The 16,050-nt window shown below is 68.2% G+C and carries 12 protein-coding genes; 10 read left to right on the top strand and 2 right to left on the bottom strand.

Going from position 1 to position 16,050, the window contains the following annotated elements:
* The 3 genes from QN206_06480 to QN206_06470 form a co-directional block, all read left to right on the top strand.
* Positions 1–662: phenylacetate--CoA ligase family protein (locus QN206_06480; protein ID MDR7614456.1), on the top strand; the 662-nt coding region annotated here is incomplete at its 5' end.
* Positions 663–742: 80 nt separating this feature from the next.
* Positions 743–1,708, top strand: coding sequence for an ABC transporter substrate-binding protein (locus QN206_06475; GenBank protein MDR7614455.1), 966 nt, complete (start codon positions 743–745; stop codon positions 1,706–1,708).
* Positions 1,709–1,757: 49 nt separating this feature from the next.
* Entirely contained in the window at positions 1,758–3,575 is a 1,818-nt protein-coding gene (locus QN206_06470) for a PEP-utilizing enzyme (GenBank protein MDR7614454.1), read from the top strand.
* Here the strand turns inward: QN206_06470 and QN206_06465 are convergent.
* On the bottom strand, positions 3,565–4,446 hold the full coding sequence (locus tag QN206_06465; protein MDR7614453.1) for an ABC transporter substrate-binding protein: 882 nt from the start codon (positions 4,444–4,446) through the stop codon (positions 3,565–3,567). The genes QN206_06470 and QN206_06465 overlap by 11 nt on opposite strands.
* 81 nt (positions 4,447–4,527) lie before the next feature.
* Here QN206_06465 and QN206_06460 point away from each other — a divergent pair, with 81 nt between their 5' ends.
* Entirely contained in the window at positions 4,528–6,000 is a 1,473-nt protein-coding gene (locus tag QN206_06460; GenBank protein MDR7614452.1) for a TldD/PmbA family protein, read from the top strand.
* A gap of 2 nt (positions 6,001–6,002) precedes the next feature.
* Positions 6,003–7,355 (top strand): TldD/PmbA family protein, encoded by a 1,353-nt coding sequence (locus QN206_06455; GenBank protein ID MDR7614451.1) that lies wholly within the window; start codon positions 6,003–6,005, stop codon positions 7,353–7,355.
* Here the strand turns inward: QN206_06455 and QN206_06450 are convergent.
* Positions 7,352–8,521, bottom strand: coding sequence for an acetyl-CoA C-acetyltransferase (locus QN206_06450; GenBank protein MDR7614450.1), 1,170 nt, complete (start codon positions 8,519–8,521; stop codon positions 7,352–7,354). The genes QN206_06455 and QN206_06450 overlap by 4 nt on opposite strands.
* A 99-nt stretch (positions 8,522–8,620) precedes the next feature.
* Between QN206_06450 and lysA the strand changes: the two genes are divergently transcribed.
* From lysA to QN206_06425, 5 genes are all read left to right on the top strand, one after another.
* Positions 8,621–9,928, top strand: a complete 1,308-nt coding sequence (gene lysA / locus QN206_06445) for a diaminopimelate decarboxylase (GenBank protein ID MDR7614449.1) — start codon at positions 8,621–8,623, stop codon at positions 9,926–9,928.
* A gap of 39 nt (positions 9,929–9,967) precedes the next feature.
* On the top strand, positions 9,968–11,656 hold the full coding sequence (locus QN206_06440) for a hypothetical protein (protein ID MDR7614448.1): 1,689 nt from the start codon (positions 9,968–9,970) through the stop codon (positions 11,654–11,656).
* Entirely contained in the window at positions 11,653–13,383 is a 1,731-nt protein-coding gene (locus QN206_06435; protein ID MDR7614447.1) for a hypothetical protein, read from the top strand. The genes QN206_06440 and QN206_06435 overlap by 4 nt, the downstream gene beginning before the upstream one ends.
* Before the next feature lie 238 nt (positions 13,384–13,621).
* Positions 13,622–14,956 (top strand): flippase, encoded by a 1,335-nt coding sequence (locus tag QN206_06430; protein ID MDR7614446.1) that lies wholly within the window; start codon positions 13,622–13,624, stop codon positions 14,954–14,956.
* Between the two features lie 13 nt (positions 14,957–14,969).
* The gene (locus QN206_06425) at positions 14,970–16,001 is read left to right on the top strand and encodes an FkbM family methyltransferase (GenBank protein ID MDR7614445.1); all 1,032 of its coding nucleotides are present in this window, start codon (positions 14,970–14,972) and stop codon (positions 15,999–16,001) included.
* Positions 16,002–16,050 lie beyond the last annotated feature (49 nt).

Here is a 16,050-nt window from a genome sequence, read left to right as displayed (position 1 = left end):
GAGGGAGCGCGGAGGCCAACCGGCAGCGGCTCCGGGCGCTGTGGGGAGAGGTCGCCTTCCTGGAAGGTTACGGTCTCACGGAGTTGTTCACGTTGGGGACGAACTGTCCGTACTCTGCGGCGCTGCACATTTCTGGGGACGTGGTGCTGACGGAGGTGGTGGATCCGAGGACGGGGGATCCGGTGCCGGAGGGGGAGCCCGGGGAGTTGGTGTACACCATGCTGGTGGGGGACACGCAGCCGCTGTTGCGGTACCGGTCTGGGGACATCGGGCGGCTGGAGCCGGAGCCGGTGTGCAGGTGCGGGTCGAGTTGGCCGCGGATCGCGCGGGGGATTGAAGGGCGGGCGGACGAGGTGATCTGGTACCGGGGGGTGAACGTGTATCCCGCGGCGGTGGAGCAGGTGGTGCGGGGATTTCCAGAACTCTCGGACAGCTACCGGATCGTGGTGCGGGGCACCTTCGAGCGCCCGGAGCTCGCGGTGCAGGTGGAGCCGGCGACCGATGAAGAGCCCGAGAGCCTACGGGAACGGCTCGAGGCTCGGCTCCGGGAGGCCCTGGGCGTGCGGGCTGCCGTGGAGATCCTGCGGCCCGGGACCCTGCCCCCCGCGGAGTACAAGGTTCGGAGGGTAAGCGACGAACGCCGGAAGGAGGTGGAACCGTGAGGGCAGATGGACGAAGATGGGGAATCCTGGCCGCGGCTGTTCTCCTGGTACTCTCCGCCGCCTCATCCGCGAGGAGCGGGGTGTCCGTCCGGGAGCGGATCTGCGAGGCGGCCCAGCGGGAGGGACGTCTCCACATCCTCCTGCACCTGCAGGAGGTGGCGGAGGATCTCGAGAAGGCGCTGAAGAAGCAGTTCCCTTGGCTTTCCATCCGTTCCGTGGCGGACATCGCGGCCCCCACCCGGGCGGTGGCGGAGGCCCAGGCCGGGCGGCACGACCACGATCTGTTCTACTGGAGCATCCCCGGCGTGCTCCCCCTATACGAGCGAAGGCTGCTGGCCTCCTTCTCCGATGAGGAGATTCGGGCCTTCGACATTCCCGGAAGCGGCCGGCTCTTGGGAGGGGCCGCCCTGAGCGTTGCCAGCGTGGTGCACACCCTGGCGTACGACAGCCGGCGGATTCGCGCGGAGGAGGTCCCCCGGAAGTGGGAAGATCTGCTGCAGGAACGGTGGCGGGGGCGGCTGGTGAGCGAGATCACCGCGGTCACCAACGGCATCGCGGCCCTGGGGTTGCTCTTCGGCGAGGCGTGGGCGTTCGACTTCACCCGGAGGCTCCGGGACGAGGCCCGGATCACCCTGGTTCCGAGCCCCGAGATCGCCCGCCGGATGGTGCTCTTCGGAGAGAAGGACCTGCACTGGACGCCTCTCGGGACCATCCTCCAACGGCGGGAGCGCTTACAGGAGCCCTGGGGGTGGGCACCCGTCTCCCCCACCTTCGCGGGCCGGTTCGTGATCGCCCTGTTCGCCCGGGCGCCACACCCCAACGCGGCCCGCTGCGCGGCTCTGTGGCTGGCGAGCCGTGAGGGAAAGACGGTCCTGGAGGAGGTGAGCTACTCCTTCGGGGACGCAACTCCGGGAAGCCCGACCCGGGTGCGGAAGGAGCTCGATCGGATGCGGATCCGGGTGTTCCTGGAGAACGTGGAGGTGGCCCGGCGGCGGCTGGAGCTTTACGGGCGCCTGGTCCCCGTGCTCACCGGACAGGTGCGCTGAAAACCGCTGGATCCAACCGCGAGACGTGATCCGGGAGGAGGGAGGAAGCATGGCGGAGCCGATGCGGTTTCCCAGCCCGTTCGAGGTGGAGGCGCCGCCGGGCGCGGAGGACTGGCACGAGATGTACCCTCCGTACGTGCGGTTCACCCCGGAGCGGAGGGCGGAGGACGAGGCGCGGCTGTGGTTCTACAACGGCATGCATTTCCCCGAGCCCGTGGCCCCCTTCGATCTGCTGGTCCCCGAGATCTGGTACATCGCCATCGGGGAGATGAACAGTCGTCTGTTCTGTATCCCGCCTGCCATGGGTGTGGACTTCCGGGTCCTCAACGGGTACGTGTACATCAGCAGTGTCCCCGTGATGGATCCCGCGAAGATCCAGGAACGGGCACAGCTGTTTAACGAACGGGCGGGCTATTACTACGCGAACTGGAAGACCCTCTACGAGGAGTGGACGCAGAAGGTCGTCGGGGAGGTACGGGCGCTTCAGGAGATCCGCTTCCCGGATCTCCCAGAAGTGGAGCCCAAGGAATGGGTGTTCTCCCGGAGAGGTCTGGGCACCTCGTATGACCTGTTCCGGGGCTGGACCCAGTTCCTCGAGAGCGCGAACCGGGCCGCCCAGTACCACATGGAGATCGTGATGATCGGGTTCGCCGCCTACCTCACTTTCTACGACTTCTGCAAGCGGGCCTTCCCGGAGATCAGCGACCAGGACATCACCCGCATGATCGGGGCCATCGAGGTAAGCATGTTCCGGCCCCAGGACGAGCTCCGGCGGTTGGCCCAGCGGGCGGTGGAGCTGGGGATCGCGCCTGCCTTCCAGGGCCGGGCCCCTGCGCAGGAGGTGTTCCAGGAGCTGGAGCGAAGCCCGGAGGGCCGGACGTGGCTGGAGGAGTGGAAACGCAGCAGCGATCCTTGGTTCTACGTGAACACGGGCTCCGGCATGCAGCACCAGCACCGGGCATGGGTGGACGATCCCTCTCCCGCCGTAGATGCCCTGCGTGTCCTCATCGGCAAGATCCAGCGAGGAGAGCCCGTGGAGCGGGATACGGAGACGGTGCGCCGGGAACGGGACGAGATCACCCGGGGGTACCGGGAGCTGTTGGCCACGGACCAGGACCGGCAGGCCTTCGATCAGCTCCTGGCGCTCACCCGGGACGTGTATTACTCCATCGAGGACCACAAGTTCTGGGTGGATCACTGGTACCAGAGCGTGTTCTGGAACAAGGTCCGCGAGCTGGGACGCGTGTTCGTGCAGCAGGGCTTCCTCCAGGATGCGGAGGACATCTTCTACCTCCACCACACGGAGGTGTACCAGGGCCTGGTGGACCTCCTGATCGGATGGTCCGTGGGAGCCCCCGCCTGGGGCCCGCGGCACTGGCCCAGGCAAGTGGCAAAGCGGAAGGCACTCCTGGAGCGGCTGCGGGCGTGGAGCCCACCGCCTGCCCTGGGCACCGTTCCCGAGGTCATCGGGGATCCCGCGGTGATCATGCTGTGGGGAATCACTCCGGATCGGCTCCGGGTATGGCTCACCCCCGAGGACGGGAAAGTGGTGCGGGGAGCCGCAGGCTCGCCGGGCACCGTGGAAGGGCCGGCCCGGGTGGTCCACAGCGTGGGAGAGCTGCATGAGGTACAGCCCGGAGAGATCCTCGTGTGCCCCGTCACGGAGCCCAGCTGGGCACCCGTGTTCGTCAAGGTGCGGGGCATCGTGACGGACATCGGGGGAATCATGTCACACGCGGCCATCGTGGCCCGGGAGTACCGGATCCCCGCGGTCGTGGGCACCGGGATCGGGACCAAGCGGATTCGCACCGGCCAGTGGATCCGGGTAGACGGGAGCGCGGGGACGGTGACCATCCTCAGGGAGTGAGGGGGCACCCGGGGGGGCGACCCCGGGAGAGCTCCCAGATGGCCCGGCACACGCCCGGAACCTGCCGGAGGAAGCTGGGGCCGTAGTGGGCGAGGGTGTCCGCGGGGAGGGTGAGGATCCGACCCTCCCGGACCGCCCGTAGGTCCGCGAGACCCCGCTCCTGCATGCGCCGGAGGCCCTCGTCCCCGCGGGGATGGAAATGCTTGGACTCGTACACGATCACGTCAGGATCCGCGGCCCGGATCTCCGAGGCCACAGAGATGGGTTCATAGCCCGCCACGGGCATCCCGTAGAGGTAGCTCGCCGGGACGTGCCCGAACACGTTGTGGATCCCCGCAAGGTCTAGGGCCCCGGTCACGTGGTTGGCATAGGCGGGAACTGTGGGGCCGCCGAGGTCGATCTCCACGTAGACCCGGGGGGCTTCTCCTTCCCGTCGGAGGGAGAGGAGGACATTGAGGCTCTCCGCGAGGCGGGCCGCGAGCGCCAGGGCCCGATCCGGCGCTCCCACGAGTCCACCCACCTCCACCACCACGGAGAGGATGGCGTACACGTCCTTTGGGAACGGGATGGGATAGAGGACAAAGCCGGAGGCACAAAGCTGCTCGATCAGCGGTCTCTGAGTCCCCGTGGTGGTGAGGACGAGATCCGGCCGGAGCGCCTGGAGCCGGTCCTCTAGGACCTGGACGTAGCTCCCCACCTTGGGCTTGGACCGGGCCTGCGGCGGCCGGTGGCACCAGCTGCTCACCCCCACCACCCGGTCTCCGAGGCCGAGCTCGAACAGGATCTCCGTGACGGAGGGGCTGAGGCTCACGATCCGCTCGGGCCGATCCGGGAGCGTCACCCACCCGACGAAAGGGTTGTACACCCGCATGCGGTTGCTCCCTCCCTTGACGGGGATGAGTACCGCCCAAATCATACAGGTGCGGACACGTCGGTTTTCGGGGGCGTTCCGATGGACGAGCTCATCGCCCGGGCCCTGAACGCGGCGCAGCTGCGGGGGGCCACCTATGCGGACGTGCGGGTGGTGGAGACCACCCGGCAGTCGCTCTTGGTCCGGAACGGCACCGTGCAGGGCATCGCCCAGACGGAGGACGTGGGGTTCGGGGTACGGGTGGTGGTGGACGGCGCGTGGGGGTTTGCCAGCAGCCACCGGATGGAGCTCGCGGAGGCCGAGCGGGTGGCGGAGCAGGCGGTGCGCATCGCCCGCGCAAGCGCCCTGGCGAAGCGGGAGGATGTGGATCTGGGCCCGCCCGTGGTGCAGCGGGGGAGCTACCGAACCCCGGTGGAGATCGACCCCTTTACCGTTCCCCTGGAGACGAAGCTGGACCTTCTGCTTCGGGCGGATGCGGAGATGCGCCGGATCCGAGGGGTGACCACCACGGAGGCGGAGATGGTCTTTCTCCGTCAGCGCAAGACCTTTGCGAGCACGGAAGGAAGCTACGTGACGCAGGAGATCATCGAGTCCGGATGCGGGATCGAGGCCACGGCGGTACGGGCGGGAGAGGTCCAGCGGCGCTCCTACCCCAACTCCGTGGGCCGCCATCAGCAGACCCGAGGCTGGGAGTTCATCCTGGAACAGGATTTGGTCGCCAACGCCCCCCGCATCGCGGAGGAAGCGGTGGCGCTGTTGCGCGCGGATCCTTGCCCGGACACGGTGACCACGGTGATCCTGGGCGGAGCCCAGGTGGCCCTGCAGATCCACGAGTCCTGCGGACATGCCATCGAGCTCGATCGGGTGTTCGGGACGGAGGCCGCCTATGCGGGAACTTCCTTCCTCACGCCCGACAAATTGGGCCGCTTCCGGTATGGGTCAGAGGTGGTAAACATCGTGGCGGACGCCACGGTTCCGGGGGGGCTTGGGACCTTCGGGTGGGACGATGAAGGGGTTCCCGCCCAGCGGGTGGACATCGTTCGGGAGGGTCTCTTTGTGGGCTACCTCACGGACCGGGAGACCGCGCGCCGGCTGTGGCGGCTGTTGGGCTCCTCCCCCGACGTCCCGGGGGAGTCCAACGGCGCGGCCCGGGCCATGAGCTGGAACCGCATCCCCCTCGTTCGCATGACCAACATCAACCTCCTGCCGGGCGATTGGCGACTGGAGGATCTCATCGCGGACACGGACGAGGGGATCCTCATGGACACGAACCGATCCTGGAGCATCGACGATCGGCGGCTGAACTTCCAGTTCGGGTGCGAGATCGCGTGGGAGATCAAACGCGGCCGGCGGACGCGTCTGCTCCGAAACCCCATCTACACGGGGATCACCCCGGAGTTCTGGCGGTCGTGCGATGCGGTGTGCAACGCGGACCACTGGGTGCTGTGGGGGACGCCCAACTGCGGGAAGGGAGAGCCCGGGCAGATCGCCCACACAGGCCACGGCGCCGCGCCCGCCCGGTTCCGGAACGTCCGGGTCTTCGGGAGGCGGTGACGATGTTGGGGAGGCGGAAGGTGGAGGTTCTGTTGCAGGAAGCCCTCATGCGCTCCGGGGCGGACGAGACGGAAATCGTCCTCCTGGCCGCTGAGGAGGCCCTCACCCGGTTCGCCAACAACACCATCCACCAGAACGTGGCGGAGACGAACGGGGAGGTGGCGGTACGGGTGGTGGTCGGTAAGCGCCTGGGGTCTGCGATCACCAACCGGCTCGATCCGGAGGCCATTGCACAGGCCATCGCCTGGGCGGAGGCGGCAGCTCGGCTGGCGCCGGAGGTTCCGGATTTCCCCGGACTGGCCGAGCCTCTGCCCGTAGACCCCGTGATGGCCTTCGATGACGCGGTGGCCGCGCTGGGTCCGGAGGACCGGGCCCGGGAAGTGCGGGAAGCGCTGCGGATCGCGGAATCCAGCGGGGCCATCGCGGCCGGGGCCCTCTCCGCGCGCGTGGAGGAGGTGGCGGTGGTGAACTCCAAGGGGGTGTTCTGCTACCATGCGGGTACCCGGGTCCGGTTCAGCACCGTGGCCCACAGGGAGGACGGCTCAGGCTATGCGGAACGGGCCGCGTGGCGGTGGGATGCGCTCGACATCCCCTCCCTGGCCCGGTCCGCGGTGGAGCGGGCCGTGCGGGCCCAAAACCCCAGGGCGGTGGCCCCTGGGGTCTACCCCGTGGTGCTTGATCCGTACGCGGTGCGGGACGTGGTGAGCTGGCTGGGACACGCGGGTGCAGGCGCCCTGGCGGTTCAGGAGGGCCGCAGCTGGATGAACGGCCGGATCGGAACCCGGGTCCTCTCGGAGCACGTGACCCTGTGGGACGATGGCCGGGACACAGCGGGGATTCCGCTCCCCTTTGACTTCGAGGGCGTTCCCCGGCAGCGGGTGGGGATCGTGGAGCGGGGCGTCCCGCAGGGGCCCGTGTACGACACCGTGACCGCGGCCCGGGAGGGGAAGCGCTCCACGGGGCACGCGCTCCCGCGAGCCTGGCCCGAGGCCGCAAGCCTCGGCCCTCTTCCCGCCCACCTCTTCCTGGCGCCCGGGGAGGCGACGCTGGAGCAGCTCCTGAGGGCTCTGGATCGGGGGCTTTACATCACCCGGTTCTGGTACACGCGGCTTGTACATCCCCGGGACTGCGTGGTGACGGGGATGACCCGGGACGGGGTGTTCTGGGTGGAGGGTGGAGAGATCACCTATCCGGTGCGGGACCTGCGGTTCACCCAGGGCTACGTCCAGGCCCTGGCCGCGGTGCGGCAGGTGGGACGCGAGACGTGGCTCCTGAGCGACGGCCGGTTCGGTTCGGACCGGGTTCCGGCCCTGTTCCTCGAGGCCTTCACCTTCACAGGCACGACGGAATCCTAGTCCCGTTCCACCGCGAGGGCCACCGCCTCCCCGCCCCCCAGGCACACGGCCGCAATGCCCCGTCTGGCACCGCGTTCCTCCATGGCGTACAGCAGGGTGGTGAGGATGCGGGCACCGCTTGCGCCGATGGGGTGTCCCAGGGCCACGGCCCCGCCGTGCACGTTGACTCGATCCAGGTCCAGCCCGAGCTTCCGGCTCACCCCGAGGACAACTGCGGCGAAGGCCTCGTTGATCTCGTAGAGGTCTACTTCCTTCGGGGTCCATCCGAGCCTACCGAGCAGCCGCTCGATGGCGTAGGCAGGCGCGATGGTGAACCATTCGGGTTCCGTGGCCGCGGTGGTGTACCCCACGATCCGGGCCATGGGCGCCCGTCCCAGCCGCTCCGCCACCTCTTCCGCGGCCACCACCACCGCGGCGGCCCCGTCGCTGATGCTGCTCGCATTCGCCGCGGTCACGGTCCCGTTCGGCTCGAAGGCGGGCGGGAGGTGCGGGATCTTCTCGAAGTTCACCCGCCGGGGCTCCTCGTCCTCCTCCACCACACCCTTCCCGTCCGGGAGCTCCACGGGCACGGTCTGCGACCGGAACAGCCCCCGGTCCAGGGCCTCCAGGGCCAGCCGGTAGGACCGAACCGCATAGCGGTCCTGCTCTTCCCGGGTGATGCGGTACTCCGCGGCCAGAAGCTCCGCGCAGGAGCCCATGTGGCAGTTCCGGTAGGCGTCCCACAGTCCGTCATGGATCATGGAATCCAGGAGTTCCCCGTGTCCGAGCCGATAGCCGGTGCGGGCCCGGGGCAGGAGGTACGGCGCCTGGCTCATGTTCTCCATGCCGCCCGCCACCACCACCTCCGCATCTCCTACCCGGACGGCCTGCGCGGCCAGCATCACGGCCTTGAGCCCGCTCCCGCACATCTTGTTCACCGTGGTGGCGGGCACCGAAGGGGGAAGGCTGGCGTACATGGCCGCCTGCCGGGCCGGGGCCTGACCCAGCCCCGCGGAGAGGATGTTGCCCATGATCACCTCGTCGACCTGCTCCGGTGTAACGCCCGCCCGCCGCACCGCCTCCCGCACCACGAGGGCTCCCAGTTTGGGGGCCGGAACCGTGCTGAGGCCGCCCAGGAATCGGCCGATGGGGGTGCGGACGGCGCTGAGGATCACCGCCTGGCGCATGGATGTACCTCCGGAAGGTTCCGCTATCCCGATTGTATCGCAGCGGGCCGTCCCGCCGTCTGGTACAGTGTTGCGAAGAGAGCTCGTGCGGAGGGAGGCGTGCGGGAGGCGTTCGGTCGGACGAAGGAGGGACATCTGCGGCTTGGAGGTCTCAGCGCGGTGGAGCTCGCCCGGACCTACGGCACCCCGCTTTACGTGCTCGACGGGGAACGGCTGCGGGCGAACCTGGAGGCGTATCGGGAAGCGTTCCGGAAGTTCGTCCCCGCTGGCCGCCCCTATTACGCCTCGAAAGCCCTGTGCACCGTAGGCGTCTGTCAGCTGGTCCACCGGTACGGGTTCGGACTCGACGTCACAAGCGGCGGGGAGCTTTACACCGCCCTGCAGGCGGGTGTTCCGCCGCAGGACCTGTGCCTGCACGGGAACAACAAGACCCCGGAGGAACTTCAGATGGCCCTCCGGGCGGGGGTGGGCCGCATCGTGGTGGACAACTTCTATGAGCTGGCGCTTCTGGAGGAGATGACCCGCGAGCGAGCCCGTCCCGCGGAGATCTGGCTGCGGGTGACACCCGGCATCGAGCCCCATACCCACCGGGCCGTCCAGACGGGTGGGGTGGACACGAAGTTCGGGTTCGGGATCCTGGAAGGGGCCGCAGAGCGAGCGGTGCGTCGGGCCCTGGAGATCCCGGGGGTGCGGCTTCGGGGCTTTCACAGCCACATCGGGAGCCAGATCCTGGACCTGGAACCGTTCCGGCTCAACGCACAGGTCTTGGTGGCGTTTGCGGCCCGGATCCGGGCCGAGCTCGGGTACACCCCTGAGGAGCTGAACCTGGGCGGGGGACTCGGAATCCGGTACACCGCGGCTGACCGGCCTCCTTCCATCGAGGACTACGTGCGCGCGGTGGCGGAGGCGGTACGGATTGCCTGCGCGGAGCACGGCCTACCGCTACCGGCCCTGTTCCTGGAACCGGGACGGTCCGTGGTGGGGCCTGCGGGGGTGACCCTCTACACCGTGGGGGCCGTCAAGGAGATCCCGGGCGTGCGCACCTATGTGGCGGTGGACGGTGGGATGTACGAGAACCCCCGGCCCGCCCTCTACGGAGCCCGGTACGAGGCCGTGGTGGCGGACCGGCCGGATGCGCCGCCCACCCGGACCGTGGCCCTGGCAGGCCGGTGCTGCGAGTCCGGGGACGTGCTCATCTGGGAGGCCCGTCTCCCGGAGGTAGGACCCGGGGACGTCGTGGCGGTGTTCGCCACGGGGGCCTACACCTACTCCATGGCCAGCAACTACAACCGATTCCCGCGGCCCGCCCTGGTGCTGGTGGAGGAGGGGAGGGTGCAGGTCGTGGTGCGGCGGGAGACCTACGAGGACCTGGTGCGCTGCGATCTCCCGCTCCCGCCGGAGGGATAGCTCCGCCCTGGCATGGGAGATGCTCCCGAACCTGCCCGGATGCGAGCCGGCTACGCGGTCCTGGCGGTCTGCGCTCTCTCCTACGCGGTGGCGGGCCATGTGCTCCTCCGGCACCGGGCCTTCTGGAGCCCAGACCAAGCGCTGCGGTTCGTCCAGGTGGAGGTCCTGGCGCGGTCCGGACAGGTGCCCGTGCCGTACCCGGCGGGGGAGCTCGATCCGGAAGGCCGCTTCTTTCCCGCGGGGAGCTGGTTTCACTTCGCGCGGGCCGGAAAGCACTACCTCAGCTACCTCCCATACTTCTCCGCCCTCACGGCACCCCTGTACGCCACGTTCGGATGGCCGGGGCTTCTCTTCCTTCCAGGAGTTGCCGGTCTTGCGTCCGTGGGGGTCACCCTTCGGTTTTTGGGAGATCGGGCGTCGGGAGGAGCGGTCCTCGGCGGCTTGGGGCTCGGGCTCGGCTCACCCCTCGTCCTGTACGCCGCCTCCTTCTGGGACCACGCCCTCGCGGTGGCCCTCGCGGCGGGGGGTTGTTCCCTCGCGGTTCGGGCCCTGGAGGGGGCTTCGCTCCGGACACTCGGCCTCGCGGGTTTCGTGTTGGGTCTGGGGTTGTGGCTGCGCAACGAGATGTACGTGCTGGCGGCCGCGGCCCTGGTGGGCTGGCTTTTGTGGGGGACTCCGCGGATCCGGGGGGCCGTGGCCCTGGGATCCGGGGTGGTGGCCGCCGGCCTTCCCCTGTGGGTCATAAACGCCGGTCTTTTCGGCCACCCCCTCGGCTACAAGGGCTCTAGTCTCGCGGCCTCCCGGGCCGAGGCCATTGCCACCGCGGCGGACGGGGGATGGGAGTGGTTGGGGCAGCGCCTCCTCGTGGCCTACTACCAACTCGTGAACACCGACTTCTACGGTCTCACCTGGCGCCACCTGTGGATCTCCCTGGGGGTCACCGGGGCGCTTGCGGGGGCCGTGCTTTTTATCCTTCTGGGCCTGCGGGAGCGGTCGGAGCGGCTCGTGGCCCTGGGAGGCATCCTTGCGGTGGCATCGGTCCTCTCCGTGGTCGCGGGGCGTTCCGCGGTGAGCGGCCTCCTCCCGGTCTTTCCCCCGCTCTTGCTGGCCTTTCTCCCGGACCGGCGGCAACGGTGGGAGAAGTTCCTGTGGGCGGTGTGCCTGGTCTTCGGGGTCGGGGTCGTGGCCACGGGGACCCGGGGTGGGGTCCAGTGGGGACCCCGCTACCTCCTTCCCATCTTGCCGGCCCTGACATGGCTTGCCTTCGCCTCCCTGGACCGCTGCCGCCTACGCTTCCCGGAGACCTGGCCCGCCCTGCGTGGGGTTGCGGCCGCGCTCGTGGGGGCAGGGATTCTGATCCAGGCCTCAGGGGTGGACCAGCTGGAGCAGTGGACCGTCCGCAACCGGGCAGGGATGGAAGGGTTGCGGCGGGCGCCCGCGGAGGTGGTGGTGACCTCCTTCGAGTGGATCGCACTCCTCGCGGGCCCCGTGTACTTCGAGAAGAAGCTCCTGTTGGTGCAGAGCCCGGAGGACCTGCGGGCCCTCGTGCGCCGATTTGCTATGCTTCGAGTCCCCCGCTGGACGTACATCCCGGCCTCCGGAGTACGGTTCGTGCCCGCCTTCGTGCTCCGGTGGTCCCGGGAGGCGAGCTGGCCCTACAGGGTGGCAGAGGACCGTGTGGATCCGGAGAGCGGCCTGCGGCTCGTGACCTTCGAGGGGGGTCGGTGAGGAGGCGTCTGGAAGCCCTTGGAGCGGTGGCCGCGGGGGCCGGGGTGCTGGTCCTGGCAGGCCTATCGGTGTCACGGCACCGAGCCTTCTGGTCCCCGGATTCAGGTCTGCGCTTCGTGCAGGTGGAGGCCCTCGTGCGCCAGGGGTACCGCCGCGTCTCCATCCCGTACCCGGGGGCCCCGTTCGACCCGGGGGCCCGCTACCTCCCCTTCAGCGGCTGGTTCCTGGTCAGGCGGGAAGGAGAGCTCCACATCCTCTATCCGCCGTACTTCCCGGCCCTGGCCTCCCTCCCGTATCAAGTGGTGGGCTTCCCCGGCCTCCTCCTCCTGCCCCTAGCCGGCGTGGTGGCGGTGCTCGGGACGACCGCATCTCTCCTGAAAACGTGGACACCCCTGGCCGTGCCCGCGATCCTGAGCACTCCCCTCTCGATCTACGGTCTCCTGTTCTGGGATCACGCTCCCGCCGTGGGGCTCTGTGCAGGTGCGACGGCGCTCGTCCCGGCCGCGGGCCTGGAGAAGCGTTCCGTCCCTGCGTTCCTCGCGGGAGTGCTGGCGGGGCTTGGGCTGTGGCTGCGCACCGAGATGTACCTCTTTGCCCTCGCGTTGGTCCTGGCCGCCTGGCAGGTGTTCGCAAGACGCGTGGCGGCCCGGATCGTGGTCGGCATACTGGTCCCGGCCCTAGCCGTGTGGGCCCTCAACCTCTACCTCTTTGGACACCCCCTTGGCCTCAAGGGAGAGGCCGCCGTGGGCGCCCGGGTGGCGGAGGTCCGATCTGCCGTCGGAGCGGTGGAGGAATGGACAAAGCGCCGCCTCCTGGTGGCCTACGACCTCCTCGTCAGCACGGAGCAGCCGCACAACGGGGAGCACCCCGAGCGGATCCCGCTCTCCCTCGCCGTCTCAAGCACGGTGGTGGCGGGGAGTGTCCTGCTCTTCTGGGGCGTGCGGAGCCGGGATCCGATCTGGGTTCTGGCGGGTGCCGTGGTGGCGATCTTAGGCCCCCTCTCCGCTGCGGTCACCGGCCAGCACCTCATGGGGCTCCTGCCCACCACGCCGCTTGTGGCCATCCTGTCGCTCGCCGCGCGGAGCCCCCTCCCCGAGGTCCGGTTCCCCCTGCTCACCGGGGCCCTCTACACCGCGGCCGTGCTCGTCTCGGCCAGCGTGGGCGGTCTCCAGTGGGGTCCCCGATACCTCCTGCCCGCGGTCCCCCTCTTCGCCTGGGCCGGACTGGCTGCCCTCGTCCACCAGAGCCCCTCTTGGCCCCGCGGAGAGCGGGCCGTGCATGCGGCCCTCGGGATCCTGATCATCGGGGGGCTCGTGGTGCAATCCGCGGGGATGGCGGGGATCCACGCCAGCGTCCGATCCCTGGCCACCCTCTCCGGGGAGGTCGAACGGCGCTCCGCTCCGATCTTGGTGAGCGGAGCGGAGCCGGTACTCCGGACGCTTGCGCCCTTGTACTTCCGGCGGGTCCTGCTGCGGGTGGACGGTCGCGAAGCCCTCCGGGACCTCGTACGGGCCCTGAGCCGCCACCGGGTGCGGGAATGGACCTACATCCCGTTCACCGGCCCGCGGTTTGACCGGGAACAGATCGAGCGGTGGTCGGAGGCGGAGAGGTGGCGTTTCCAGGTGGTGCGGGACGAGGTCCTGCCCATGGTGTTCGTGGCGGAGGCCCGGGAGTACCGGGCCCTCACCGCGGTGCGCCTCATCACTTACCGAGGGTGGGAGCCCTGACGCGGGAGGATCAGGCACGTTCCCGTGTCCGGGGCCTTGCGCCGCACGGACTGAGCGGGGAGGCAGAGGCCCTCTGGCCAACCCTGGAGCAGATGATCCGGGGTGGACCTTTTGGAGGGGCCGTGAAGTGAGGTACCGTACGGCACAGAGGTTGCTCCGGTCGGAGCGGGAGAGGTGGAGGCCGAGGGGTAAAGAGAGGGTGAGGTCGGGCCGCCCGGTGGGAAGCCATGGCCTAGGGATGCCGCTCTGGCGGAACTCCGCGGTGAACGTGGCCGGGCAGGCCCTGCCTGCTGTGGCCTACGCCCTCGTGCTGCCCTCACTCGTCCACCGGCTCGGCATGCACCGGTTCGGGGTGTTCGCCCTCGTCTGGACCCTCTTCTCCTACCTCACCCTCTTCGATCTGGGACTGGGCCGGGGAACCGTAAGGGCTGTGGCCCGGGCCCGGGAGCTCGGGGACGACCACCTCCTTCCCGGGATCGCTTGGACCTCGTGGCTGGTGTTGACTGGTGTTGGAGTAGTGGCAGGAGGATTGCTCTGGGCGGTGGCTCCGGTAGGGGGAGGGTGGCTCCGGCTCCCGCATGATCTCCGGCAGGAGGCCGTGGAAGTCTTTCGGATTGCCGGAGTGGTGCTCCCTGTGTTTCTGGCCGCTTGGGCGTTTCAGGCAGTGCTGGAAGGCCTTTGTTGGTTCAGGCCCATCGCGGCGGCGAGAGGAGTGTCGGGCGTTGTAACGGCTCTGGCCTTAGCCGGTGCGGTGCATTTTGGTCTGCCTGCTATGGTGGCGGCCATGGCGGGCGTCCGGGCTCTCTACCTCCTGGCACTCGGTTTGTTTTTAGGAAGGGCGATTAACGGGCTGTGGAAAAACCTCCGGTTCGACCGTCAGGTGGCGCGAGAGCTTCTTGAGTTCGGCCGATGGGTTATGGTGCACGCCTGGATGGCTCCTGTCCTCACCTATGGAGACCGGTTCCTGGTGGCCATCTTGCGAGGAGCAGCGGACGTCGCCCTCTACGCGGTGCCTCAGGAGACGGTCTTGAGGCTCATGATGGTCCCCGTGGCGGTGGCCACCGCGGCCTACCCAGCCCTGAGCGGAAGCCAGGCAGTAGGGAATACGGAAGTCATGCGGAGAACCTATACGGAAGGGATTCGCCTCGTGGGGATGGTACTGGGTCCATGCACAGTGCTCCTGGCCCTTATCCCGGGGGAGGTCCTGCGGTGGTGGATCGGTCCGCAGGCCCAGGCGGCTTCAGATCCCCTCCGCCTCCTGGCCCTGGGAGGGCTTTTGTTCGGGTGCGCTCACGTGCCTTCCGTGGCCTTCGCGGCCCTGGGGCGTCCCGATATCCCCGCGCGGGTCACCCTGGCACTCGCACCTCCGTTTGCGGTCGGCGCGGCCTTCCTGGTGTACACCTATGGAGCCACAGGCGCCGCGCTCGCTTGGTCCTTGCGGGCCGCCGTGCAGTTCGGGGCCTACGTGGTCCTGCTTCGGCCGCTGCTCGGGTCCGGTTCGGCGGGAAGGCCCCGGCCGGCCGGGGTTCCTCTCCCGGCGGACGGGAGCCCGTCTGACGCGGTGGGAGGATAGGAGATAGAGACACATGCGCTGGACGCGCCCAGTCCGCAAACTAAGATGGTACGTTCAGGAATACCGCTGGCAGGGGTTCGGCTACTTTGCCGTGGAGATGGCCTTCTGGCGGTTGCGGAATTTAAGGCATTTGTACAGGGTCGCGATGTGGAAGCGCATGGCCCGCCGGCACCCTCCGGATAGACTGTGTTTTGACGTTCGTGGGCTCCAGTTATATCTGAATCCCCAAGATGCGGGGCTGTCTGCCGAGCTCGCGATGGAGCGGGTCCACGAGCCCCTCCTGACCGCCTTTCTTGAGGACTTCCTAAGGCCCGGCATGACAGTGGTGGACGTCGGAGCCAACCTGGGTTACTTCACCCTGATTGCCGCGCGGGCGGTCGGGCCAACCGGGAGAGTCATCGCTTTGGAGCCGTTTCCTGAAAGTTATCGATTACTCCAAAAGAATATCAAAACAAACAACCAACGGAACGTGTTCCCTCTCCCGCTGGCTGCCGGGGCACAACCGGGCACGGCAAAACTTTATTTTTACCGTCAAGCGAACTGGAATGGCCTATTCACTCATACAGGAGAACCTCTGGGGTGGGTGAATGTAGAGGTTCGTCCTTTAGATCAGATTTTGGCGAATGAGCCCCGGGTGGATATGATCCGCATGGATGTGGAAGGTGCGGAGCTTGAGGTCCTCGAAGGAGGAAGAAAAATCCTAGATACCTTCGGCCCCGTCATCGCCATGGAAGTCCACCCTGCTTTCATCGGGCCCGTGGGGTGTAAACAACTGAGTCGCTTGTTGAGCCAATTTGGATACAGCGTGTTCTATGCTTGGGAAAGGTGGCGAGAAGAGATCCTATGGCCACGATGGGTAAGCCGGTGGTATTTGCCGAGATCCGTGTCGAGCTCTTTGGATCTCGATGTGGTCCTAAGCCCGGAGGACTGGATAACCAAAGAAAGCGGGATAACCATCATTGTGGCGCGATCAAAAGATCATACGGTGAACACAGCGAAATTCGGGAATTCAAGCGACCTTGTACGACGCACATGCTGTTCCTGAGCCAGGCAACCTCCTGCGGAATTGGCGATCGCCCGGGGACATCCGATAT

Source organism: Armatimonadota bacterium (assembly GCA_031460175.1).
In the GTDB taxonomy this organism is placed as follows: Bacteria; Sysuimicrobiota; Sysuimicrobiia; order Sysuimicrobiales; family Sysuimicrobiaceae; genus Sysuimicrobium; species Sysuimicrobium tengchongense.
This window is presented reverse-complemented; position numbering and strand designations above follow the sequence as displayed.